Annotated in this window: 18 protein-coding genes; 12 read left to right on the top strand and 6 right to left on the bottom strand. The window is 59.3% G+C overall.

The genetic code is table 11. The features are described 5' to 3' along the window. Positions 1 to 218 precede the first annotated feature (218 nt). Complete coding sequence (locus CKW20_RS09140; protein WP_095052634.1) at positions 219 to 2,396, top strand: malate synthase G; 2,178 nt, start codon at positions 219 to 221, stop codon at positions 2,394 to 2,396. Positions 2,397 to 2,611: 215 nt separating this feature from the next. On the opposite strand, the gene CKW20_RS09135 is transcribed toward CKW20_RS09140, so the two are convergent. Further along, positions 2,612 to 3,058, bottom strand: a complete 447-nt coding sequence (locus CKW20_RS09135; protein ID WP_052967397.1) for a response regulator — start codon at positions 3,056 to 3,058, stop codon at positions 2,612 to 2,614. Between the two features lie 262 nt (positions 3,059 to 3,320). Here CKW20_RS09135 and CKW20_RS09130 point away from each other — a divergent pair, with 262 nt between their 5' ends. The 8 genes from CKW20_RS09130 to CKW20_RS09095 all read left to right on the top strand — a co-directional run bounded on the left by CKW20_RS09130 (position 3,321) and on the right by CKW20_RS09095 (position 12,550). Then, positions 3,321 to 5,261 (top strand): putative nucleotidyltransferase substrate binding domain-containing protein, encoded by a 1,941-nt coding sequence (locus tag CKW20_RS09130; RefSeq protein WP_095052633.1) that lies wholly within the window; start codon positions 3,321 to 3,323, stop codon positions 5,259 to 5,261. Then, positions 5,258 to 5,965, top strand: coding sequence for a PolC-type DNA polymerase III (locus CKW20_RS09125; RefSeq protein WP_095052632.1), 708 nt, complete (start codon positions 5,258 to 5,260; stop codon positions 5,963 to 5,965). The genes CKW20_RS09130 and CKW20_RS09125 overlap by 4 nt, the downstream gene beginning before the upstream one ends. Positions 5,966 to 6,215: 250 nt before the next feature. After that, positions 6,216 to 6,734 carry an RNA polymerase sigma factor gene (locus CKW20_RS09120; protein WP_095052631.1) on the top strand — a complete coding sequence of 173 codons (519 nt, stop codon included), beginning with the start codon at positions 6,216 to 6,218 and terminating at the stop codon, positions 6,732 to 6,734. Then, entirely contained in the window at positions 6,731 to 7,702 is a 972-nt protein-coding gene (locus CKW20_RS09115) for a FecR domain-containing protein (RefSeq protein ID WP_095052630.1), read from the top strand. Before CKW20_RS09120 ends, CKW20_RS09115 begins: the two co-directional genes overlap by 4 nt. Positions 7,703 to 7,936: 234 nt before the next feature. Next, the gene (locus CKW20_RS09110; protein WP_095052629.1) at positions 7,937 to 10,375 is read left to right on the top strand and encodes a TonB-dependent siderophore receptor; all 2,439 of its coding nucleotides are present in this window, start codon (positions 7,937 to 7,939) and stop codon (positions 10,373 to 10,375) included. Positions 10,376 to 10,444: 69 nt separating this feature from the next. Beyond that, positions 10,445 to 11,575 carry a PepSY domain-containing protein gene (locus CKW20_RS09105; RefSeq protein ID WP_095052628.1) on the top strand — a complete coding sequence of 377 codons (1,131 nt, stop codon included), beginning with the start codon at positions 10,445 to 10,447 and terminating at the stop codon, positions 11,573 to 11,575. After that, the gene (locus tag CKW20_RS09100; RefSeq protein WP_095052627.1) at positions 11,572 to 11,751 is read left to right on the top strand and encodes a hypothetical protein; all 180 of its coding nucleotides are present in this window, start codon (positions 11,572 to 11,574) and stop codon (positions 11,749 to 11,751) included. The genes CKW20_RS09105 and CKW20_RS09100 overlap by 4 nt, the downstream gene beginning before the upstream one ends. Positions 11,752 to 11,920: 169 nt before the next feature. Then, complete coding sequence (locus tag CKW20_RS09095) at positions 11,921 to 12,550, top strand: glutathione S-transferase (RefSeq protein WP_095052626.1); 630 nt, start codon at positions 11,921 to 11,923, stop codon at positions 12,548 to 12,550. A gap of 195 nt (positions 12,551 to 12,745) precedes the next feature. Here CKW20_RS09095 and creD read toward each other — a convergent pair whose 3' ends face one another. The 3 genes from creD to creB form a co-directional block, all read right to left on the bottom strand. Beyond that, entirely contained in the window at positions 12,746 to 14,116 is a 1,371-nt protein-coding gene (creD, locus tag CKW20_RS09090) for a cell envelope integrity protein CreD (RefSeq protein WP_095052625.1), read from the bottom strand. 202 nt (positions 14,117 to 14,318) lie between these two features. After that, the gene (gene creC, locus CKW20_RS09085) at positions 14,319 to 15,737 is read right to left on the bottom strand and encodes a two-component system sensor histidine kinase CreC (RefSeq protein ID WP_095052624.1); all 1,419 of its coding nucleotides are present in this window, start codon (positions 15,735 to 15,737) and stop codon (positions 14,319 to 14,321) included. Continuing rightward, on the bottom strand, positions 15,737 to 16,417 hold the full coding sequence (creB, locus tag CKW20_RS09080) for a two-component system response regulator CreB (RefSeq protein WP_095052623.1): 681 nt from the start codon (positions 16,415 to 16,417) through the stop codon (positions 15,737 to 15,739). The genes creC and creB overlap by 1 nt, the downstream gene beginning before the upstream one ends. A 179-nt stretch (positions 16,418 to 16,596) precedes the next feature. Between creB and CKW20_RS09075 the strand changes: the two genes are divergently transcribed. Then, a complete protein-coding gene (locus CKW20_RS09075) occupies positions 16,597 to 17,610 on the top strand; it encodes an RHS repeat-associated core domain-containing protein (RefSeq protein ID WP_095052622.1) in 1,014 nt (337 codons plus the stop codon). A 15-nt stretch (positions 17,611 to 17,625) separates the two neighbouring features. Here the strand turns inward: CKW20_RS09075 and CKW20_RS09070 are convergent, their stop codons facing one another. After that, positions 17,626 to 18,132 carry an ATP-dependent zinc protease gene (locus CKW20_RS09070; RefSeq protein ID WP_095052621.1) on the bottom strand — a complete coding sequence of 169 codons (507 nt, stop codon included), beginning with the start codon at positions 18,130 to 18,132 and terminating at the stop codon, positions 17,626 to 17,628. A 269-nt stretch (positions 18,133 to 18,401) separates the two neighbouring features. Here CKW20_RS09070 and CKW20_RS09065 point away from each other — a divergent pair, with 269 nt between their 5' ends. Beyond that, on the top strand, positions 18,402 to 19,289 hold the full coding sequence (locus CKW20_RS09065; RefSeq protein ID WP_095052620.1) for an acyltransferase: 888 nt from the start codon (positions 18,402 to 18,404) through the stop codon (positions 19,287 to 19,289). Here CKW20_RS09065 and CKW20_RS09060 read toward each other — a convergent pair whose 3' ends face one another. After that, positions 19,290 to 19,877, bottom strand: a complete 588-nt coding sequence (locus CKW20_RS09060; RefSeq protein WP_095052619.1) for a DUF2780 domain-containing protein — start codon at positions 19,875 to 19,877, stop codon at positions 19,290 to 19,292. A 206-nt stretch (positions 19,878 to 20,083) separates the two neighbouring features. On the opposite strand from CKW20_RS09060, the gene CKW20_RS09055 reads away from it, so the two are divergent. Further along, entirely contained in the window at positions 20,084 to 21,139 is a 1,056-nt protein-coding gene (locus CKW20_RS09055) for an RHS repeat-associated core domain-containing protein (RefSeq protein WP_095052618.1), read from the top strand. Positions 21,140 to 21,157: the final 18 nt, after the last annotated feature.

Here is a 21,157-nt window from a genome sequence, read left to right as displayed (position 1 = left end):
CAGCGCGCACTACATAACGTTGGATCGATGTCTGCCACAGGCGCCGTCGCAACCCTGAAAGCCCTGTCAGCAAGGCCGCAAAGCCGTTGATCGGATCGAACCCAGACGCCAGCAATGGCATGTACTGGTAGAGGGGTTTGTGGTTTAAATGGCCAGAGGCTTCATTGTCAAAATTGAAGAGCTGAAAAGCGAAATAGCTGAGCAGAGTGAGGCAAGCAATGACTGAACACGTTCAAGTCGGTGGCCTGCAGGTCGCCAAAGTCCTGTTCGACTTCGTGAACAACGAAGCCATTCCCGGTACCGGCCTCACCGCCGACACGTTCTGGGCCGGTGCCGACAAGGTCATCCATGACCTGGCACCGAAGAACAAAGCCCTACTCGCCAAACGCGATGATTTCCAGGCACGTATCGATGCCTGGCACCAGGCTCGTGCAGGTGTTGCGCACGATGCGGTGGCCTACAAAGCCTTCCTGCAAGACATCGGTTATCTGCTGCCAGAAGCGGCTGATTTCCAGGCAACGACACAAAACGTCGATGACGAAATCGCCCGCATGGCCGGTCCACAGCTGGTGGTGCCGGTGATGAACGCGCGCTTCGCGCTCAACGCCTCGAACGCTCGCTGGGGTTCGCTGTATGACGCGCTCTATGGCACCGACGCCATCAGCGAAGCGGACGGCGCGGAAAAAGGCAAAGGCTACAACAAGGTTCGCGGCGACAAGGTCATCGCCTTCGCCCGCGCCTTCCTCGACGAAGCCGCGCCATTGGCTGCCGGCTCCCACGTCGACTCCACCGGCTACAAGATCGTTGACGGCAAACTGGTGGTCGCCCTCAAAGGCGGCAGCAACACTGGCCTGCGCGACGATGCCCAACTGATCGGCTTCCACGGCGATGCAGCCGCACCGACCGCGATCCTGCTAAAGAATAATGGCCTGCACTTCGAAATCCAGATCGACGCCAGCACCCCGGTCGGCCAGACCGACGCTGCGGGTGTCAAAGACATCCTGATGGAAGCAGCGCTGACCACCATCATGGACTGCGAAGACTCGGTTGCCGCCGTCGATGCCGATGACAAAGTGGTGATCTACCGCAACTGGCTCGGCCTGATGAAGGGCGATCTGTCGGAAGAAGTCTCCAAGGGCGGTCAGACCTTTACCCGCACCATGAACGCCGATCGCACCTACACTGCCCTCGATGGCAGCGAACTGAGCCTGCACGGTCGCTCGCTGTTGTTCGTGCGCAACGTTGGTCACCTGATGACCATCGACGCGATCCTCGATAAAGACGGCAACGAAGTGCCGGAAGGTATTCTCGATGGCCTGGTGACTTGCCTCGCGGCGATTCACAGCCTCAACGGCAACAGCTCGCGCAAGAACAGCCGTACCGGCTCGGTCTATATCGTGAAGCCGAAGATGCACGGCCCGGAAGAAGCCGCGTTCACCAACGAGCTGTTCGGCCGCATCGAAGACGTCCTCGACTTGCCGCGCAACACCCTCAAAGTCGGGATCATGGACGAGGAGCGCCGTACCACGGTCAACCTCAAGGCCTGCATCAAGGCCGCCAGCGAGCGCGTGGTGTTCATCAACACCGGTTTCCTCGACCGCACGGGCGATGAAATCCACACCTCCATGGAAGCCGGCCCGATGGTGCGCAAAGCGGACATGAAGGCCGAGAAGTGGATCGGCGCGTACGAGAACTGGAACGTCGACATCGGGCTGAGCACTGGCCTGCAAGGTCGCGCCCAGATCGGTAAAGGCATGTGGGCCATGCCAGACTTGATGGCAGCGATGCTCGAACAGAAAATCGCTCACCCGATGGCCGGTGCCAACACCGCCTGGGTTCCATCGCCGACCGCGGCCGCGCTGCATGCGTTGCATTACCACAAGGTCGACGTGTTCGCCCGTCAGGCCGAACTGACCAAACGTGCTCGCGCTTCGGTGGACGACATCCTGACCATCCCGTTGGCCGTCAATCCAGACTGGACCGCGGAGCAGATCAAGAACGAACTGGACAACAATGCCCAGGGCATTCTCGGTTATGTAGTGCGCTGGATCGACCAGGGCGTGGGCTGCTCGAAAGTGCCGGACATCAATGACATTGGCCTGATGGAAGACCGTGCGACGCTGCGTATTTCCAGCCAGCACATCGCCAACTGGCTGCGCCACGGCATCGTCACTGAAGATCAGGTCATGGAAAGCCTCAAGCGCATGGCGCCGGTGGTTGACCGTCAGAACGCCAACGACCCGCTGTACCGCCCGCTGGCACCGAATTTCGACAGCAACATCGCCTTCCAGGCGGCGGTCGAACTGGTGGTCGAAGGCACCAAACAGCCGAACGGCTATACCGAGCCGGTTCTGCACCGTCGTCGTCGCGAGTTCAAGGCTGCCAATGGCCTTTGAGTAAACGCTGACGCCGGATATGAAAAAGCCCTGATCGAAAGATCGGGGCTTTTTTTATGCCGCGGTCCCTGTGCCGAGGGAGCTTGCTCCCGCTCGACTGCGCAGCAGTCGTATGCGGTGTGTCAGATACATTGGGATCGTTGGTTTTGGGGCTGCTTCGCAACCCAGCGGGAGCAAGTCCCTCGCCACAAAAAGCTGCAGACTGGAGCTCCGCGCTACACATCCATCCCCAGCTCATGCTTGACCAATTCAAGCAGTTTGCCGCTATCGATGGGCTTGAGCAGAAAGTCCACTACGTGCAGGTGCATGGCTTCGATCGCATCCTTCACGTCGGCGTCGCCGGAGACGATGATGATCGGCAACGCCGCACGCGCCGATTCCCGCACCTGACGGATCAGCTCCAGACCATCGACATGTCTCATCCGCAGGTCGGTAATCACCAGCCCGATCGATGGCTTCGCCTCCAGCAATTTGAGCGCCGCTTCGCCACTGGCTGCCGTCATGCAGTGAATGCCGTCCAGCCCCAGAATTTCCGACAGCAATTCCCTGGAGTCCTTATCGTCATCGACGATCAGTACCCGCTGCGGCGGCAAGTCTGGTTCCAACATGACGGCACTGAGCGCTTCGCGCTCGGCATCACTCAAAATATCGTGGTCGGACATGGCTTTCTCAACGTTTTCGATTCGATCCCTGGCACAGTGGTCAGACATCGTTCAGCAGACTTCAATGTGCACGTCGTCGGAAACTTTTCCAATAGACAATGTAGGAGGTTTTTCCCACCGTTGTGTCAGACATTTCCCATATTCCGGCGGCGGCACTGCCTACCTAGACTTACGTCCAATGGGCACCCTGCCCTCAGGGGCCGACCATGCCTGGAACGATCTGACACAACGATCCGACACAACAACGAAAAAGACTGCGGTAATGGTTATGAGTAAAGCGGACGCCTTCACCCAGGCAGGGAAAACCGCGGTGTTGCAGAACATCCAGGGCACTTTGCAATTCCTACAGCGCTTCCCGCCGTTCAATCAGATGGAAAACGCCCACCTGGCCTATCTGGTGGAGCAATGTCAGCTGCGTTTTTATGCCCCTGGCGAAAGCATTATCAAACCCGCCGATGGCCCGGTTGAGCATTTCTACATCGTCAAACAGGGCCGGGTCGTGGGCGAACGTCCGCACACGGCCAAGGGCGGGACCGAAACCACCTTCGAAATCACCACCGGCGAGTGTTTCCCCCTCGCTGCGCTACTGGGGGAACGGGCAACTCGCACCGAACATCTGGCGGCCGAAGATACCTTTTGCCTACAGCTGAATAAGCTTGCGTTCATCAAACTGTTCGCACTTTCCAGCCCGTTTCGCGACTTTGCCCTACGCGGTGTCAGCAGTTTGCTGGATCAGGTCAACCAGCAAGTCCAGCAAAAAGCCGTGGAAACCCTCGGCACCCAGTACTCGCTCAATACCCGGCTGGGCGAACTGGCCATGCGTCACCCGGTGACCTGCAGCCCGATCACCCCTCTGCGCGAAGCCGTGACGCTGATGCACGATCAGCAAGTCGGCAGCATTGTGGTGGTCGATGAGCAAAAGGCGCCGCTGGGTATTTTCACCCTGCGCGACTTGCGACATGTGGTAGCCAACGGCACCAGCGATTTCAATGAAGCCATCGAATGGCACATGACTCGGGCGCCGTTTTACCTGACGCCGGACCACAGCGCCTTCGATGCCGCGATCGCCATGACCGAGCGACACATCGCCCACGTCTGTCTGGTCAAGGACCAGCGCCTGTGCGGCGTGGTCTCGGAACGCGACCTGTTTTCCCTGCAACGGGTCGATCTGGTGCACTTGGCGCGGACTATTCGAAGTGCCCAGAAGCTGGAAAACCTGGTGGCGATCCGCGGCGAGATCGGTCAATTGGTGGAGCGGATGCTGGCCCACGGCGCATCCTCGACCCAGATCACCCACATCATCACCCTGCTCAACGACCACACCGTGTGCCGGGTGATCGAACTGGTGCTCGCCGAGAAAGGCGACCCCGGCGTGCCGTTCAGTTGGTTGTGTTTCGGCAGCGAAGGCCGCCGCGAGCAAACGCTGCACACCGATCAGGACAACGGCATTCTGTTCGAAGCCCGCGATGCGGCCCACGCCGCCGAGATTCGCGGCAAGTTGCTGCCCATCGCCCAGCAGATCAATCAGAACCTGGCGCTGTGCGGCTTCACCCTGTGCAAGGGCAACATCATGGCCGGTAACCCCGAGCTGTGTTTGTCCCGGGCCGAATGGGCGCGACGGTTTGCGGCGTTTATCCGCGAGGCGACACCGGAAAATCTGCTGGGGTCGAGCATCTATTTCGACCTGCGCGTGGTCTGGGGCGACGAGCGAGGCTGTGAGCAGCTGCGCCAGGGCATCCTCGATCAGGTCGGCGACAACCGCTTGTTCCAGCGGATGATGGCCGAGAACGCCCTGCGCAACCGACCGCCCGTGGGACGTTTCCGCGAATTCGTGCTAGCTCGCAAGAATGGCGAGAAAGCCACCCTCGACCTGAAACTCCAAGGCCTGACCCCTTTCGTCGATGGCGCTCGGGTGCTGGCCCTGGCCCACGGTATCGACACCAACAATACCCTGGAGCGCTTTCGCCAATTGGTGGCCAAAGAGGTCATCGAACGCCTGGACGGCGCTGCCTATGAAGAGGCGTATCACTTCATCCAGCAAACCCGCATGCAGCAACATCAGCTACAGACCCGAGAGAATTTGCCCTACTCCAACCGCGTCGATCCCGACAGCCTCAATCATCTGGACCGACGCATCCTGCGCGAATCCCTGCGCCAGGCACAACGCCTGCAAAGCAGCCTGACCCTGCGGTATCAGTTATGAGCCTGTTTTCATGGCTGCGCCCGACAAGTCCCGTTTTGCCGGGCGAACTGCAACAACGCCTGGAGCGCTTGCCTGCCGTGGCCGAGCTGGGCGACTGCAGCCTGCGCGAGCAACGCTGGGTGGTACTCGATCTGGAAACCACCGGGCTGAACCTGAACAAAGATCAGCTATTGTCCATCGGCGCGGTGGTGATCGAGGATGGGGCGATCGATTTCAGTCAGCAATTTGAACGCACGTTGCAATGCAGCGAACTCAAACTCGGCCCCAGCGTGTTGATTCATGGTCTTGGCCCGAGCGCCATTGCCGCCGGCAGCGACCCCGCGCAGGCCCTGCTCGAATTCATGGAGTTCGTCGGCGACAGTCCGGTGTTGGCCTTTCATGCACCGTTCGACCAGCACATGCTGGGGCGCGCGCTGAAAGAACATCTGGGCTACAAGTTGCAGCATCCGTTTCTGGACGTGGCAGACATCGCCCCGCTGCTCTGCCCACAGGCGCATTTTCGCGAGGCCGGGCTGGACGAGTGGATCGACTGGTTCAAGCTGGAGGTTTTCGAGCGGCATAACGCCAGTGCCGATGCCTTGGCGACGGCGGAGCTGGTGCTGATTTTGTTCAGCCGGGCACGACAGCAGCAGATTCATAGCCCGTTGAATTTGCAGCAGCGGCTGAGTCAGTGGAAGCGGCGGCGGCAGGCTCCGTCTTTTTAAGTTGTATGGTGCCTGTTCTGGCGTCTTCGCGGGCAAGCCTCGCTCCTACAGGTTTTGTGTCGTGCGCCAATTTCGTGAACGACACAAAACCCTTAGGAGCGAGGCTTGCCCGCGAAGAACGATGACACGGTCAAACTGAATACCCCCCCGCCAAAACCACCCGACCAGCGCCAATTGCTTACCTCCCCCGCCTCTGCCACAATCGCGAACAATTCTCGTTACTTAACACTTCCCATTCGGTAATTGCTGCGTGTCGTCAGTCCAAAGCCCCCAAAGTGAGCTCGTTGGTGCGTTATATCGCGACCATCGCGGTTGGCTATTGGCCTGGCTGCGGCGCAACGTGGCCTGCCCGCAACGGGCCGAAGACCTGAGCCAGGATACCTTCGTGCGCTTGCTGGGCCGCGACGAACTGAAGGCGCCTCGCGAACCCCGGGCGTTTCTGGTGGCGATCGCCAAGGGCCTGCTGTTCGACTATTTCCGCCGCGCCGCGCTGGAACAGGCCTACCTCACCGAATTGATGTTGATCCCCGAAGGCGAACAACCGTCGGTGGAAAAACAGCAACTGATCCTCGAAGACCTCAAAGCCATAGACCGCCTGTTGGGCAAGCTCTCGAGCAAGGCCCGGGCGGCGTTTCTCTATAACCGTCTCGATGGTCTCGGCCACGCCGAAATCGCTCAGCGTCTGGGCGTGTCGGTGCCGCGGGTTCGCCAATACCTGGCGCAGGGTATTCGTCAGTGCTACATCGCGTTGTACGGTGAGCCGGTATGAGCCCCGTCAGCTCCAAGCCCGTGTCAGCGCAAGTGCTGGATGCCGCGATTGCCTGGCAACTGTCGCTGGATTCCGGCAACGCGGTCGAGCGCGAAGCGTTCGCCAAATGGCACGCCGCACACGAAGAACACGCTCGGGCCTGGCGTCAGTTGGGCATGCTCGACCAGCGTTTCAGCGTCGCCAATGGCCCGGCCCGCACAGCGTTGCTGCAATCGCGCGAAAGCATCCGGCGACGGGTGCGCAAGCTCGGCAGCGGTCTGGCCAGCATCGTCGCGGTGATCGGCCTGGCGCTGTTCGCCGGTGATCGCTATCTGCCCATCGACTATTGGCTGGCCGATCAGCGCACCGCCACCGGAGAGCAGCGCACCCTGCGCCTGACCGATGGCACGCTGATCAACCTCAACACCCACAGTGCGGTGGATGTGCGCTTCGACGAGAAGCAGCGGCTGATCGTCCTTCAGGAAGGGGAAATCCTCGTCGAAACCGGCCATGGCGATGCCCGGCCGTTTATCGTCGAGACCCGCGAAGGCAGCATGCGCGCACTGGGAACGCGGTTCCTGGTCAAGCGTGAAGAAGAAGGCACGCGCCTGAGCGTGTTGAAATCAGCGGTAGCCGCCCATCCCGAATCGAGTCGCGAGGAGCAGATCCTGCGCGAAGGCCAGCAAGTGCTGATGCGCAGCAATGGCTTGGGCTCCATCATCGCGCTCAATCCAGGCGCCGATGCCTGGACTCGCGGCATGCTGGTGGTGGACAACGCGCGGCTGGAGGATCTGGTCCGGGAGCTCAGCCGTTACCGTCGCGGGCATCTTGGCGTCACACCCGAAGTCGCCGACCTGCGCATCACTGGCAGCTTCCCCTTGAACGATACCGACAAGGCGTTGAGCGCACTTTTGCCGACCCTGCCGGTGAAGATCGAACAGCACACGTCGTGGTGGGTAACGGTCGCGAAGGCTGATGCCAAGCCCTGAATTCAAGCCCGCTAAATGATCGTTCCCACGCTCCTGCGTGGGAATGCAGCCCGTGACGCTCCGCGTCACATTCAAGAGCAGACGCAGAGCGTCCATAGAGGCATTCCCACGCAGAGCATGGGAACGATCGGCCCAGATGGCTGAATCGAAATTATTTTCATCTCGCCCTATCACTTTTGAATTCTCGTCCGGCACCTAGGCAATTGAGAAATATTTCCATTCAGGAGCCGCTGTATGTCCCGTTCGCTCGACACTGTGTTGCGCCCCCGTTTACTGGCGGTCGCCATTGCCCTTTGTACCCCTCTGGCCAGCAGCCCACTGATTGCCGCCGAACAGGCGTCCAGCGTTCGCCCCTACAACCTGCCGGCCGCGCCATTGGCCAGCACGCTGAACCAGATCGCCAGCCAGGCCGGTCTGGCGCTGTCGCTGAATCCGTCGCTGGCGGCGGGCAAGACTTCGGCTCCGGTGAAGGGCCAGTTCGACGCCACCGGCGCCCTGCGTGAAGCCTTGCGTGGCACCGGTCTGCAACTGGAACAGAGCAGCGCCGGCACCTACAGCCTGGTGGCCGTGCCCGAAGGTGTGATGGCGTTGCCGGAAACCGCGATCATCGGCGCGGGAAATGTTGAAAACGCCTGGGGCCCTACCGAAGGTTACCTGGCCACCCGCACTGCCGCTGGCACCAAGACCGACACCGCGATTGCCGAACTGCCTCGCTCAGTTTCTGTGGTCACCCGCGAGCAGATGGATGATCGCTCCGTGCTCAGCCTCAACGATGCCCTGCGCTATACCGCCGGTGTACAGAGCAGCGGTTATGGCTCGGACTCGCGCAATGATTGGCTGCTGGTGCGCGGTTTTATACCGACTCAGTTCCTCGATGGTTTGCCGCTGCCAAAAGGAAACTACGCCACGCCGAAAATCGAACCGTGGAACCTTGAACGCATCGCCGTCCTGCGTGGCCCGGCGTCCTCGGTCTATGGCCAGACGCCGCCCGGCGGTCTGCTGGACATGGTCAGCCGTCGACCCGAGGCACAAAGCAGCCACGAAGTGGAACTGCAGGCCGGCAGCAACGAACACAAACAGATCAACTTCGACAGCACCGGCAAGATCGACGACGAAGGCCAGTTTCTCTATCGCGTCAGCGGTGTGGTTCGCGACAGCAATGCGCCGGTCGATCACATTCCCGACAAACGCTACAACCTGGCACCCAGCCTGACGTGGAACATCAACGATGACACCCGACTGACCTTGCTGTCGCAGTACACCCGCGACGACACCGGCATCACCGGGCAGTTTCTGCCGCTGCAAGGCACAAAACTGAGTACGCCCGCCGGCAAGATTTCCCATCACAAGAACCTTGGCGATCCGGACTGGGAATTCTACGATCGTACCTATTACGCGCTGGGTTATGCCTTCGAACACCGCTTCAACGACACCTGGCAGTTCCGCCAGAACCTGCGCTACACCAAAAATGACCTGGAATCACAAGGCATCACCGCCGGCGGGCAGATCTGGCCGGCCGGCCCGGATGAAGCGGTCAGCGATGATGGCACCATTCAGCGCACCGCCGGCAAGGTCGATGAGGACACCAGCCAGTTCGCGGTGGACAACAACTTCCAGGCTGACTTCCAGACCGGGGCCCTGAGCCACACCTTGCTGCTGGGCCTGGATCACCAGCGCTCCAACAGCAATTCCCGCTGGTTGTGGGGTTCGGCGGGCGTGCCGTCCAGCAACATCAACCGACCGGTTTACGGACAAGACTTTTCCAACGTCACCTACTTCACGATGTACGACTACAACCAAAAGACCCAACAAACGGGCCTCTACGCTCAGGATCAGATTGCCCTGGGCAACTGGCGTCTGACCCTCGGCGGGCGTGAAGACTGGGTCCACACCGGTACGGTGTTTCATAATCAGAACGATGCAACCAACACCCAGCGCGACAAGCAATTCAGCGGCAACGCAGCGCTCAGCTACGTCTTCGACAATGGCGTGACGCCCTACCTGTCGTATGCGGAATCTTTCCAGCCCGCGACCGGCACCGTGGTCAACAGCACCGATTCGTTCAAGCCTACCGAAGGCAAACAGTACGAAGCCGGGATCAAGTACCAGCCACCCGGTACCAAAACACTGCTGACCGTTGCCGTGTTCGACCTGACTCAGGAAAACCTGTCGGTCACCGAAGGCGGCATCACCCGCCAGGTCGGTGAAGTCCGGGTGCGCGGCCTGGAACTGGAGGCCAGCGGCGACATCACCGACAACCTCAAGCTGATCGGCTCGTACACCTACAACGACAGCGAAATCACCAAAGGCGCCAGCGCAGAAAAAGGCAAGCGCATGGCCCAGGTGCCGCGCAACCAGGCCACCGCGTGGGCCGACTACACCTGGCACAACGGCCTGCTCGAAGGTTTCGGCGTGGGCGCCGGCGTGCGCTATGTCGGCGACACCTACGGCAATACCACCAACACCGACTGGGGCCACGTCGGCTCCTACACCGTGTATGACGCCTCGGCGCATTACGATCTTGGCCGTTTGAACAGCTCGCTCAAGGGTGTGTCGGTGGCGATAGACGCCAAAAACTTGTTCAACAAGGACTACCTGTCCACCTGCGACGGTTTCTACTGCTACTACGGCGACGAACGCAACGTGGTCGCCAGCGTGAATTACAAGTGGTAACCGATTGACCCCATCGCGACACAACAAGGGTCACGGCACAGCCGTGGCCCTTTTGCATCTGGATGAATCATGAAAAGCAAAACCATCCGCCGCTGGTCATTCGTTCACACCTGGACCAGCCTGATCTGCACAGTCTTCCTGCTGATGCTGGCCCTCACCGGCCTGCCGTTGATCTTCCACCACGAGATCGACCACCTGCTGGGCGATGCCGCAGAATTGAAATCGATGCCGGCCGATACCCCGCAGCTGAATTTGCAGCAGTTGGTGCACGCGGCTGAGGAGCATCGTCCCGGCGAAGTCATGCAGTATTTCGGCTACGACGAAGAAGACCCTAACGGCGTGATCGCCATCATGGCGCCCACCGCCGGCACCGAGCCGAACTCGTCCCACACCTTCATGCTCGACGCTCGTACCGGCGAAGCATTGAAAATGCCCTCGGCCAATGGCGGGCTGATGATGGTCATGCTGCGCCTGCACGTGGACATGTTCGCCGGCCTGCCGGGCAAGTTGCTGCTGGCGTTCATGGGGATGCTGTTTGTGCTGGCGATCGTCTCCGGAACGGTGCTGTACCTGCCGTTCATGCGGCGTTTGAAGTTCGCCACCGTGCGCCACGACAAATCCACTCGCCTGCGCTGGCTCGACCTGCATAACCTGATCGGCGTGGTGACGCTGACGTGGGCACTGGTGGTCGGCGTGACCGGCGTGATCAGTGCCTGCGCCGACTTGCTGATCGCCGCGTGGCGCAACGACAGCCTGAGCGCGATGATCGCGCCTTATCGCGATGCGCCGCCGCTGACTCAATTGGCGCCTGCGACCCGCCTGCTCGACATCGCCAAAGACGTTGCGCCGGACATGCAGCCCGATTTCATCGCCTTCCCCGGCACCCGGTTTTCCAGCGAACACCATTACGCCGTGTTCATGAAAGGCAGCACCCACCTGACCTCGCACTTGCTGACACCGGTATTGATCGACGCCAGCACTTTGCAAGTCACGACGGTGGCCGAGCGGCCGTGGTACATGGACGCCATGGGCATGTCGCAGCCGCTGCACTTCGGTGACTATGGCGGCATGCCGATGAAAATCCTCTGGGCGACCCTCGATATGCTGACCATCATCGTGCTCGGCAGCGGGGTTTATCTGTGGGTGGTGCGGCGCAAGGTCGCGAAACCTGTGCTCGAAAACGCGGAGAGCCCGGCATGAGGCCGAGACAGTCGAATTTCTGGAAGGTCTTTGCCACGCCAACCGTTATCGCCCTGCTCAGCGCTGCAGGGCTGTTCGCTGCATTGTTGGGCGATGGCGTTTGGGACGCATTGAGCTGGCTTGGCTTGGGGATCCCCGCGGTCCTCGCCTTGCGCGGATTTCTGCAACGCCACTAAAAACTGTAGGAGCGAGGCTTGCCCGCGAAGGCGGAGTGTCATTCAACACTGATATCGACTGACACTCCGCTTTCGCGGGCAAGCCTCGCTCCTACAAGGGTTAAAGCTATCTTGAGCTATCGACCCAACGCGCTATGCTGCCGACACTGCCCATGATCGAGATGCTGCCATGTCCGTCCCCAGCATGACCTTGTTCCACAACCCCGCGTCGCCCTTCGTTCGCAAAGTCATGGTGCTGCTGCACGAAACCGGTCAAACCAACCGTGTAGCGCTGCAAACCAGCCAGCTCACGCCGGTCAGCCCGGATCTGGCACTCAACGAAGACAACCCGCTAGGCAAAATTCCAGCCCTGCGCCTGGCCGACGGCAATGTGTTGTATGACAGCCGGGTGATCCTCGACTATCTCGATCATCAGCACGTCGGTAATCCGCTGATTCCTCGTGAAGGTTCCGCCCGCTGGCGGCGCCTGACCCTGGCCTCTCTGGCAGACGGGATCATGGATGCCGCGGTGATGGTTCGCTATGAAGTGGCCCTGCGCACTCCGGAAAAGCACTGGGACGAATGGCTCGATGGTCAGCGCGACAAGATTCGTCGCGCCCTGGCGCTGTTGGAGGCCGACGCGATTGCCGAGCTGACCAGCCATTTTGATGTCGCGGCGATCAGTGTGGCCTGTGCCTTGGGTTACCTGGATCTGCGCCATCCGGATCTGGAGTGGCGCAAAGAGAATCCGAAGCTGGCAGAGTGGTATTTCGAAGTGAGTCAGCGGCCTTCGATGATTGCGACGATGCCCAAGGTCTGAAATTCGCAGTGACTGATCTGCCGTCTTCGCGGGCAAGCCTCGCTCCTACAGCTTGAAGTGATCCGTAGGAGCGAGCGGTGCGGCGATCCGACTTGCCCGCGAAGGAACCACCGCAATCCAACGGAAACAACCCGGCAATCCGCGTCGCCAACACCTCCCCCACCCGCTGATCCTCCCGTAACCCCAACGACCGGCTCATTCCACGGCTCCAATATCAAATTCCAGCGGCTTCGCGGTTTTCTGCCCGATCCCGTACCAGTCCAGCTTGCGGGTCAGCACCATGAACACGCCCAGCAAACCGAACAGCAGCAGCGAGCCCATCAACAGCGCGTAATCCTCGGCACTCAGCAAGCCGTAGAGCAGGCCATACAATGCCGCCAATCCTGCCGAAAAACTCAAACCGTGGCGCACGCTGCGCAGCACATGGCAGACATAGAAACCGATCAACGCCACACAGCCACTCGCCGACAGCAGATACGCCAAGGCAAAGCCGATGTGCTCGGACAGCGACAGCAGCAACAGGTAGAAGAACGCCAGCGCCACACCCACCAGCGCATATTGCACCGGGTGTACCGCGAGGCTTTTCAGTACTTCGAAGAGGAAAAAACCGGCGAAGGTCAGGACGATGAACAGTAATGCGTATTTGATCGCCCGATCGCTTTTCAGGTATTGGTCCACCGGGTCGATGAAGCTCACGCCGAAGCTGCGACCGCTGAACGCGTCGCAATGACCGCCAGACACGCAACTGTTCAATGCTTCTTGCAGGTTGGTGGAGAAAAATGAGGTCTGCCAATTGGCGGTGAAGCCCTGATCGGTGATTTCACGCTGGGCGGGCAGGTAATTGCCGATGAAGCTGGGGTGAGGCCAGTTGGCGGCCAGTGAAACCTTGCTGGTCTTGCCCACCGGGAGAATCTGCAACTGGCCGGTGCCTTGCAGGCGCAAGTCGAAACCGAACGCCAGTTCCGTGGCCTGTCTGGTATCCAGCGCTGGCAGCGTCACGTGCACACCCTCGCCCAACCAGCCCACTTGGCTACCCGGTACAAAATCCAGGCTCTGGCCATTGAGTTCGAGTTTCAGCGCATTCTCGATGCCGCGAATGTCGCTGATGCCGACGGCCAGGAACGGTTGGTCAAAGCGGTAATCGGCGAAGTCCTCTTTGATGCCCAGTTGCGCCGGGACCGAGAAATGCCCGCTGATGCGGTTATCGGCGTGGAACAGCCGGGCTTCGTAGATACCCCGGGCACGCAGTTCGGTCTGGACCTGGCCGTCCAGCTCGAAGCGCTCCGGCAGGAAATACAAACGCCCACGCTCCTCGCCGACGTCCTGGTAACGCTGGTTGGTTTTTTCGTTGGTTTTCCAGATGCGGACCGTTTTGCGATAGGGCACCACCATCAGCGGGCCGCTCAGTTGCTGGCTGTAGCTGGAACTGCGGGCGATGTCTTCGAGCACACCGTCACGCAGTTGTTGCCGCTCCTGGATTACGCCATTGATCATCAGCAACGGGATCAGCAGCAACAGAATCAAAAGGGCAATCGCCCCGAGTTTTAGGGTCAGGCTACGGTTCATGGGACTCTCCCTGTTTGGATGGGGAAAGTCTGGGATGGGTGTGTGGGGATTTTATGGGGGGAATGTGGAGACTTTGTGGAGACTGGGCCGCTCTTCGCGAGCAAGCTCGCTCCTACATGAGTTTTGTGTTTATCATTTTTTTTGTGCAACGACGCAGATCCAGTGTGCGAGCGAGCTTGCTCGCGAATGCCGCGACTCGGTCCTAAGGCAAGCTCAATTTGACTTCAACACCGCCGTCGACATTACCGATACTCATCGCACCGCCATGCAACTTGACCACCTCCTCAACGAAGTTAAGCCCCAACCCCGTACTTTTACGCCCACTGTCCGGACGCGGCAGTGAGTAGAAGCGCTCGCTCAAACGCGGCAGTGCATAGTCGGGAATCGCCTCGGCCTGGTTGAACAGCCTGAACTCAATCTGCTCGCCGACTCGTTCGGCACTGAATCGCAGCAAGCCCTGAGCCGGGGTGAAATCCAACGCATTCTCCAGCAGATTACCCAGCGCCTGGCGCAACAGAAACGGCTCGCCGAGCAAGTTCAGATCCGCTGCAATCCGCTGTTCCACACGCAACTGCTTGCCTTCGATTCGCGCAGCCTGCGCGCTCAACAGCTCCTCTACCAAACCCGCCAACGGCACCGCCACCCGCTCTTCCAGCCCTTGACGCTGTTCGACCTGCGCCAGGTTCAACAGTCGTTCAATCAACTGCTGCATGCGCGCACTTTCGCTGTCGATGTTGCTGACGAAACGCTGCTGCTGAGCCAACGGCATCTCGCCTTGCAGTAACTCCGCCGCCCCACGAATCGCCGCCAACGGGCTTTTCAATTCATGGGTCAGTGTATGCACATACCGCTCGACGTAGGCTTTGCCCTCGAGCTGGGTACGCATCTGCTCCACCGCCGTAGCCAGTTGCTCCAACTCGCCGCCCCGATAATGCGGCACCTCGACCCGCCGGCCTTCGCTGACTGCCTGGGCATAAGCCGTCAATCGCCGCAGCGCCGCACTCAGCCACCAGGACAACAACGCGCCGAACAACAAACCGAGACCGATCAGCCCGGCGCCATAAATCAGCAATCGCCGCTCAGTGCGATCAACGTAGGGCTGCAGCGAGCTGTTGGGCTTGGCCACCGTCACCACACCGATGATCTGGCCGTTGTCACGAATCGGCGCGCCAACGTGCATCACCGACGTGTTCGAGTCGTCCGGGTTGCTGCGCGTCGAACGAGCGCCGTATTCGCCACGCAAAGTCAGGTAGACGTCATTCCAGCGCGAGTAGTCCTGGCCCACCGCAATGCCGCTGGAATCCAGCACCACAATGCCCTTGGCATCGGTGACGTAAATCCGATGGTTGACCTGATTCTTCGGCATTCCCCAGATATTCGCCTTCGGTTGCCGTTCGCCGTAAGCCTTGAGCAGCTCGGGCCAGCGATTCTGGCTGAGGGTGCCGGCCTTGAAGTCGTCGCGCAGGATCTCGGCCATCAGGTTGGCGGTGTCCACCAGGGTTTCTTCGGTGGACTGACGCACGCCGGGGCGGATTTCTTCCATCACGGTGTTAAGCACGAAGTAACCGGTCAGGCCGATGAACAGCACGTAGACCAGAAAAATCCGGATCCCCAGGGGCATCAGCTGTGCCCCGGGCTGTAGCTGTAACCGAGGCCGCGGTGGGTCTGGATCGGCTCGGCATCGGCTTTCACCAGGCGCAATTTGGCGCGCACGCTTTTAATGTGGCTGTCGATGCTGCGCTCGTAACCGGCATCGGCGGCCACGCCCAATGCATCGAGCAATTGCTCGCGGCTGAAGACTCGCTCGGGTTGTTCCAGCAGGCATTGCAGCAAACGAAACTCATGGCGAGTCAGGCTCAGCGGCTGACTGCGATAGCTGATCTGCACCCGTTCGTTATCGATGCGAAACAACGCTGACGCCGCCTCCCCCACCGCTCGTGGCGCCATGCGCTTGAGAATCGCCCGGACCCGCGCCGCCACTTCTCGAGGGCTGAACGGTTTGACCACGTAGTCGTCGGCGCCAATCTCCAGGCCGACCACGCGGTCGATCTCTGCATTACGGGCGCTGAGGAAAATCACCGGCACCTCGCTGAAACGCCGCAACTGCTTACAGGTCTCGAAGCCGCTGATGTCTGGCAAGCCGATGTCGAGAATGATCAGGTCGGCCGGCGTGGTGCGCTGATGTTCGAGCGCCGCCGCGCCAAGGCTCAACCAGGTGGTGGTGAAGCCCTCGCCCTGCAAGGCGAAAATCAGGGTGTCGGCAATCGCCGCTTCGTCTTCGACAATCAGGATATGGGGCATGGCGTCCGAGGGCGGCAGTGGAATGGGCGAACGGTGACTCAAGGGGGAATCGGCGTCAATCCGACGGAGTTAAATTGCGGAGGGGTCTGTAGTACCTAGCAGTTCTGATAGTAGGCAATGGCTGAAAAAGCAACGATGCTAAAGGAACAGCTTTTGGATTCTGCACGGAGCGCTATCAAATGCCTGCCTCCCCTCACACAACACTATTGTGTCGCTACCACTACGACCCACTCGATCGCCAGGCCGGTAGTGCCCCTGTCGAACAGGCTGTTATCCAGCGCTTTTACTGCAAAAGTCGCCTGACCACTGAAATTCAAGACACGGTGCAACGCAGCATCGTGCAGCACGAAGACCAGTTGTTGGCGCAGCGGCATTGCGAGGGGCCTAAGGTTGATACCACTTTACTAACGACTGATCAGCAGCGTTCGGTATTACACGCGCTTGATGCGACTTCGCCTCACGCCTTCGCCTACACGCCCTACGGCCATCGCCCATTAAATGGTTTGCTCAGTTTGCTGGGGTTCAACGGCGAACGGTCGGATCCGGTGACCGGGCATTATCATTTGGGTAATGGGTATCGGCAGTTCAATTCAGTATTGATGCGGTTTAACAGTCCGGACAGTTGGAGTCCGTTTGGGGAGGGTGGGTTGAATGCTTATGCATATTGCGCGGGGGATCCGGTTAATCGTATGGATCAGACGGGGCACAGTTTCTACACTGCATTAAAGGCCGTCCTGAAGTTCCGCCGCCCTCTCTCGAAAATGCGTCGTTCTCTGATGGATGGAACGTCAAGCAATGCTGGAAGATCGTCCGCCCTTGATCTGCCTGCCACCTCCTCGGTGAACAGTTTGACACAACACACTCCGCCAACCGCCCCAATGAGCAATGCTTCGGCAGAGCTCACAGCTTCATCGCCCACGACTACAGCTTCGCTTTCCCTAAAAAGCCAACATCGCGCAAACAGGTTAATGGCCCGACAGGGCGGGCGGCGGGATACCTATCATCAGGAAAACGTTGCTATGCAAGCAGCTGTAGATCAACCACCTAATTTCCATGCCGCACAAAATTCGTCCCCACCAAGCTATTACGATGCGATTCAACAAATGAACCCGTCCGACCCTAATTACCCACAAGCTACGCTTAATGCGGTAGCCCGTAAGCTTGAACTCGAACCTGGCCGAATCCGTGATTGATTAGCCCTCCACCATTCAACAATCCGGCTTATCCGCCGTAAACCGCCGAGCCGGATTCACCGCCGCCCCAAACTCTCGCAACGCCTTGGCACCAATCAGCAACGGATAGTTGAAACTGCTACGGTCGGTGAGGTTGACCTCGACGGTGCGCTTGACGTTACCCAGACACAACTCCAGATCGACCACCGGACGCTTGGTCGGTTCGATCGTTTCCTTGTCATCCTCGTCTTCTTCGGAGCGGGTCTTGATCTTGCTGATCCGGGCAACCTTGTGTTCGTAAACCTTGTTGCTGGCGCCTTTGGTGGCGAGGCGGAAACGTACCCACTCGTCGCCGTCTCGGGTGAAGGTTTCGATGTCTTTGGCCGACAGCGATGCGGTCAGGGCGCCGGTGTCCATTTTGGCTTTGAGGACTTCGCCGCCGATTTCCGGCAGTGCGATGTATTCGTAACGCCCGTACAGGGTCGGTTCGGCGGCCAGGACTGGCAGGGCCACGAGGGAAAGCAGTGCCAGGAGAGATTTCACGTAAGGGGCTTCCTTTGAAAGTGGGCAGCGGGATTTTAGACCGTTGTCTGGATGATCGTTCCCACGCTCCGCGTGGTAATGCCTCATGTGACGCTCTGCGTCACGCTTTGGGGACGCGGAGCGTCCCGGGCTGCATTCCCACGCAGAGCGTGGGAACGATCGGTATGAGGAGATTAATGGTCCAAACGTGAAACATTCGTCACCATCAATTTGGCCTGCCTCCCGAAGCTGCTTATCATGGCGCGCCCACACGCGTTCAAGAGTTGCTTATGCGCCGCCTGCTCACCGGCTGTTTCGTTACCCTGCTGCTGTTGCTCAACACCTTGGTCCTGTTCGGGCCGCTGATGGTGTTCGCACTGCTCAAACTGCTCCTTCCCGGTCACTTTCGCGATAACGCCTCGTCGGCGGTGATGTGGATTGCCGAAACCTGGGCCGAGATCGACAAGCTGATCTTCCGTCTGTGCATTCCCACGCAATGGGACATTCGCGGCGGTGACGATCTGCACCGCGACACCTCATACCTGATAATCAGCAACCATCAATCCTGGGTCGACATCCCGGCGCTGATCCAGACGTTGAACCGGCGCACGCCGTTCTTCAAATTCTTCCTCAAGAAAGAACTGATCTGGGTGCCGTTCCTGGGGCTGGCCTGGTGGGCGCTGGATTACCCGTTCATGAAGCGCTACACCAAGGCGTTTCTGGCGAAAAATCCGGAGCTGACCGGCAAGGACCTGGACATCACCAAACAAGCCTGCGAGTTGTACAAGCGTCAACCGGTGACGGTGGTCAATTACCTGGAAGGCACTCGCTTCACCACGGCGAAAAGTACCCAGCAGCAATCACCGTTCACCCACCTGCTCAAGCCCAAGGCCGGTGGCGTGGCCTTCGTGCTGGCGGCGATGGGCGAACAACTGGATGCGATTCTCGATGTGACGGTTGTTTACCCGCAGCAGAAAATTCCGGGGTTCTGGGATTTGATCAGCGGCCACGTGCCGAGGGTGATCATCGACATCAAGACCCGCGTACTCGACCCGGCGTTGTGGCAAGGCGATTATGAAAACGATGCGCTGTTTCGGGAAAAGGTCCAGAACTGGGTCAATCAGCTCTGGATCGAAAAAGACCGGCGTATCGACGCGTTGCGCGCCGAAAGCCACTGATCAACTACCGGTGCCGGTGCCCCAGATCCCGCCGAGGTTTTGCAGCAGCGAACCGGCAACGCCTTGCTGACCGAGGTATTGCAGAATCACCGGAGCAAACAGGCCGATCATGCCAGTGTCCATGCCCAGGGCGCTGAAGGCGTTGTTGAGGTCGTTGGTGTCCCTGACGTTACCCAGCAAACCATCGAGCAAAGCATTCTTGTCCGATCCCGCGCCTAGCAGCCCACCCAAGCCGTTCAGGCCGCCGATGGCACTGTTACCGGCAATCTGACTGAGGCCCGGCACGTTTTTACTCAGCTCGGAAAAGTCTTCACCGCTGAGTTGGTTCCTGGCCAGCCCCAACATCGCACCGGCACCGCCCACGGCCTGTTCCGGGGTGATGTCGAGCTGCGAGCCTAGCGTATTGAGCAAACCGGCAGCCTTGGGTGCCGCCGCCACGGCACCATCGCCCTCGTTGCCCTCGTTGCCCTCGTCGCCCTGCATCGCCGAAACCGCATTGACCGCATCGCTGAGGCTGAACTGTGCGAAGACCGGGCTGGCGAACAGGGCCAACAGCGAAGCCAATGCAAAACCGCGTGAAATCTTCATCCCGACATCCTCATGTGCCATGAAAACCGCCCGATTGACGGACGGAAAAGCTGCCGGTTTGACCTAGCATGCGTCGGCATGTTCCTCGCGGAGCTGTTCATTTTTCTCTGCGCTTTCTGACCCTATCAGTTCTGCCAGTAGGCAGCCCCCAGCAATTGCGTCACTGTAAAACCCTGAATCGAAGACCTTATTCAGGAAACCCGGCCATGCTGCCAAAAGGCGAAACGTTACTCTGCCGCTATCACTACGATCCGCTGGATCGACTGGTTGATTGCACGCCTTCTGCGCAGGCCAGTGTTCAACGTTTCTACCTGAAAGATCGCCTGGCCACCGAAATCCAGGGCGTGGTGCAGCGTTCGATCCTGCAGCACGACGATCAACTGCTAGCGCAGCAACAGCGCCAGAGCGGTAGCGTGGAAACGCGTTTGCTTGCCACTGATCAACAGCGTTCGGTGTTGATCGCACTCGATACGGCTCGCCTCCATCCCATCGCCTATACCCCCTACGGCCATCGTCTGCCGGAGAACGGCTTGCTCAGCCTGCTTGGCTTCAATGGCGAACGGCCGGATCCGGTGACGGGGTGTTATTTGTTGGGGAATGGCTATCGGGCGTTTAATCCGGTATTGATGCGGTTTAATAGCCCGGACAGTTGGAGTCCGTTTGGGGAGGGTGGATTGAATGCGTATGCGTATTGTGTGGGGGATCCGATGAACCGAGTCGATCCGACAGGGCATATTGGAAATCCGTTCAAGGGATTTCTTAATTTGCTTGGGCGGACACCGCGCGTAGCTCGAGCCAGCAACCACACTACAGAAACCGGACGATTCTTGAACCCGCTAGCACGTCCCTCACCTTTGCCCATAACATCCGATTCAGGTCGCACGTCTATCTCAAGTTTATCCCGCTCGTCGATATCCTCGGAGACATCCAGAAAAAGCACCGCACCCTATGACATTTCTTACCAAGAAGAGCCACCTCCTTCTTATCAAAAACTCTATCCAGACACGGAACTCAGAGAGCCAGATATAGGTTTCAGATTTGAACAAGCGATAAGACGGTCCAATGGTGATATGGACTATCTCGAGATACTAAGACACGACCCCGAACAGATCTCCGCCTTGAGTGCAATAGAACATGACATTCGTGAAGTCAGGGGAATATTAAATAAACTCTACGCATTACATGATGAAGCCACATTGCCACGATACACCCCTGCACCTCTAAATTACCAAATCCGTCGAGATTCAAAATCCGGTACTTAACCGCCAAGTTTGACTCAA

The sequence above is a fragment of the Pseudomonas sp. Irchel s3b2 genome, from assembly GCF_900187445.1.
Lineage (GTDB): Bacteria > Pseudomonadota > Gammaproteobacteria > Pseudomonadales > Pseudomonadaceae > Aquipseudomonas.
Note: the sequence above shows the minus strand (reverse complement) of the source record. Positions and strands in the feature narration are given on the sequence as shown.

What these genes read in the sequence shown, in the direction of transcription:
- CKW20_RS09095 (WP_095052626.1), top strand. Translation starts at nt 11,921, where the DNA reads ATGTCCGTCCCCAGCATGACCTTGTTCCACAACCCCGCGTCGCCCTTC.
- CKW20_RS09055 (WP_095052618.1), top strand. Translation starts at nt 20,084, where the DNA reads ATGCTGCCAAAAGGCGAAACGTTACTCTGCCGCTATCACTACGATCCG.
- CKW20_RS09060 (WP_095052619.1), bottom strand. Translation starts at nt 19,877, where the DNA reads ATGAAGATTTCACGCGGTTTTGCATTGGCTTCGCTGTTGGCCCTGTTC.
- CKW20_RS09110 (WP_095052629.1), top strand. Translation starts at nt 7,937, where the DNA reads ATGTCCCGTTCGCTCGACACTGTGTTGCGCCCCCGTTTACTGGCGGTC.
- CKW20_RS09115 (WP_095052630.1), top strand. Translation starts at nt 6,731, where the DNA reads ATGAGCCCCGTCAGCTCCAAGCCCGTGTCAGCGCAAGTGCTGGATGCC.
- CKW20_RS09140 (WP_095052634.1), top strand. Translation starts at nt 219, where the DNA reads ATGACTGAACACGTTCAAGTCGGTGGCCTGCAGGTCGCCAAAGTCCTG.
- creC (WP_095052624.1), bottom strand. Translation starts at nt 15,737, where the DNA reads ATGCCCCTGGGGATCCGGATTTTTCTGGTCTACGTGCTGTTCATCGGC.
- creB (WP_095052623.1), bottom strand. Translation starts at nt 16,417, where the DNA reads ATGCCCCATATCCTGATTGTCGAAGACGAAGCGGCGATTGCCGACACC.
- CKW20_RS09125 (WP_095052632.1), top strand. Translation starts at nt 5,258, where the DNA reads ATGAGCCTGTTTTCATGGCTGCGCCCGACAAGTCCCGTTTTGCCGGGC.
- CKW20_RS09100 (WP_095052627.1), top strand. Translation starts at nt 11,572, where the DNA reads ATGAGGCCGAGACAGTCGAATTTCTGGAAGGTCTTTGCCACGCCAACC.
- CKW20_RS09075 (WP_095052622.1), top strand. Translation starts at nt 16,597, where the DNA reads ATGCCTGCCTCCCCTCACACAACACTATTGTGTCGCTACCACTACGAC.
- CKW20_RS09105 (WP_095052628.1), top strand. Translation starts at nt 10,445, where the DNA reads ATGAAAAGCAAAACCATCCGCCGCTGGTCATTCGTTCACACCTGGACC.
- CKW20_RS09130 (WP_095052633.1), top strand. Translation starts at nt 3,321, where the DNA reads ATGGTTATGAGTAAAGCGGACGCCTTCACCCAGGCAGGGAAAACCGCG.
- creD (WP_095052625.1), bottom strand. Translation starts at nt 14,116, where the DNA reads ATGAACCGTAGCCTGACCCTAAAACTCGGGGCGATTGCCCTTTTGATT.
- CKW20_RS09135 (WP_052967397.1), bottom strand. Translation starts at nt 3,058, where the DNA reads ATGTCCGACCACGATATTTTGAGTGATGCCGAGCGCGAAGCGCTCAGT.
- CKW20_RS09065 (WP_095052620.1), top strand. Translation starts at nt 18,402, where the DNA reads ATGCGCCGCCTGCTCACCGGCTGTTTCGTTACCCTGCTGCTGTTGCTC.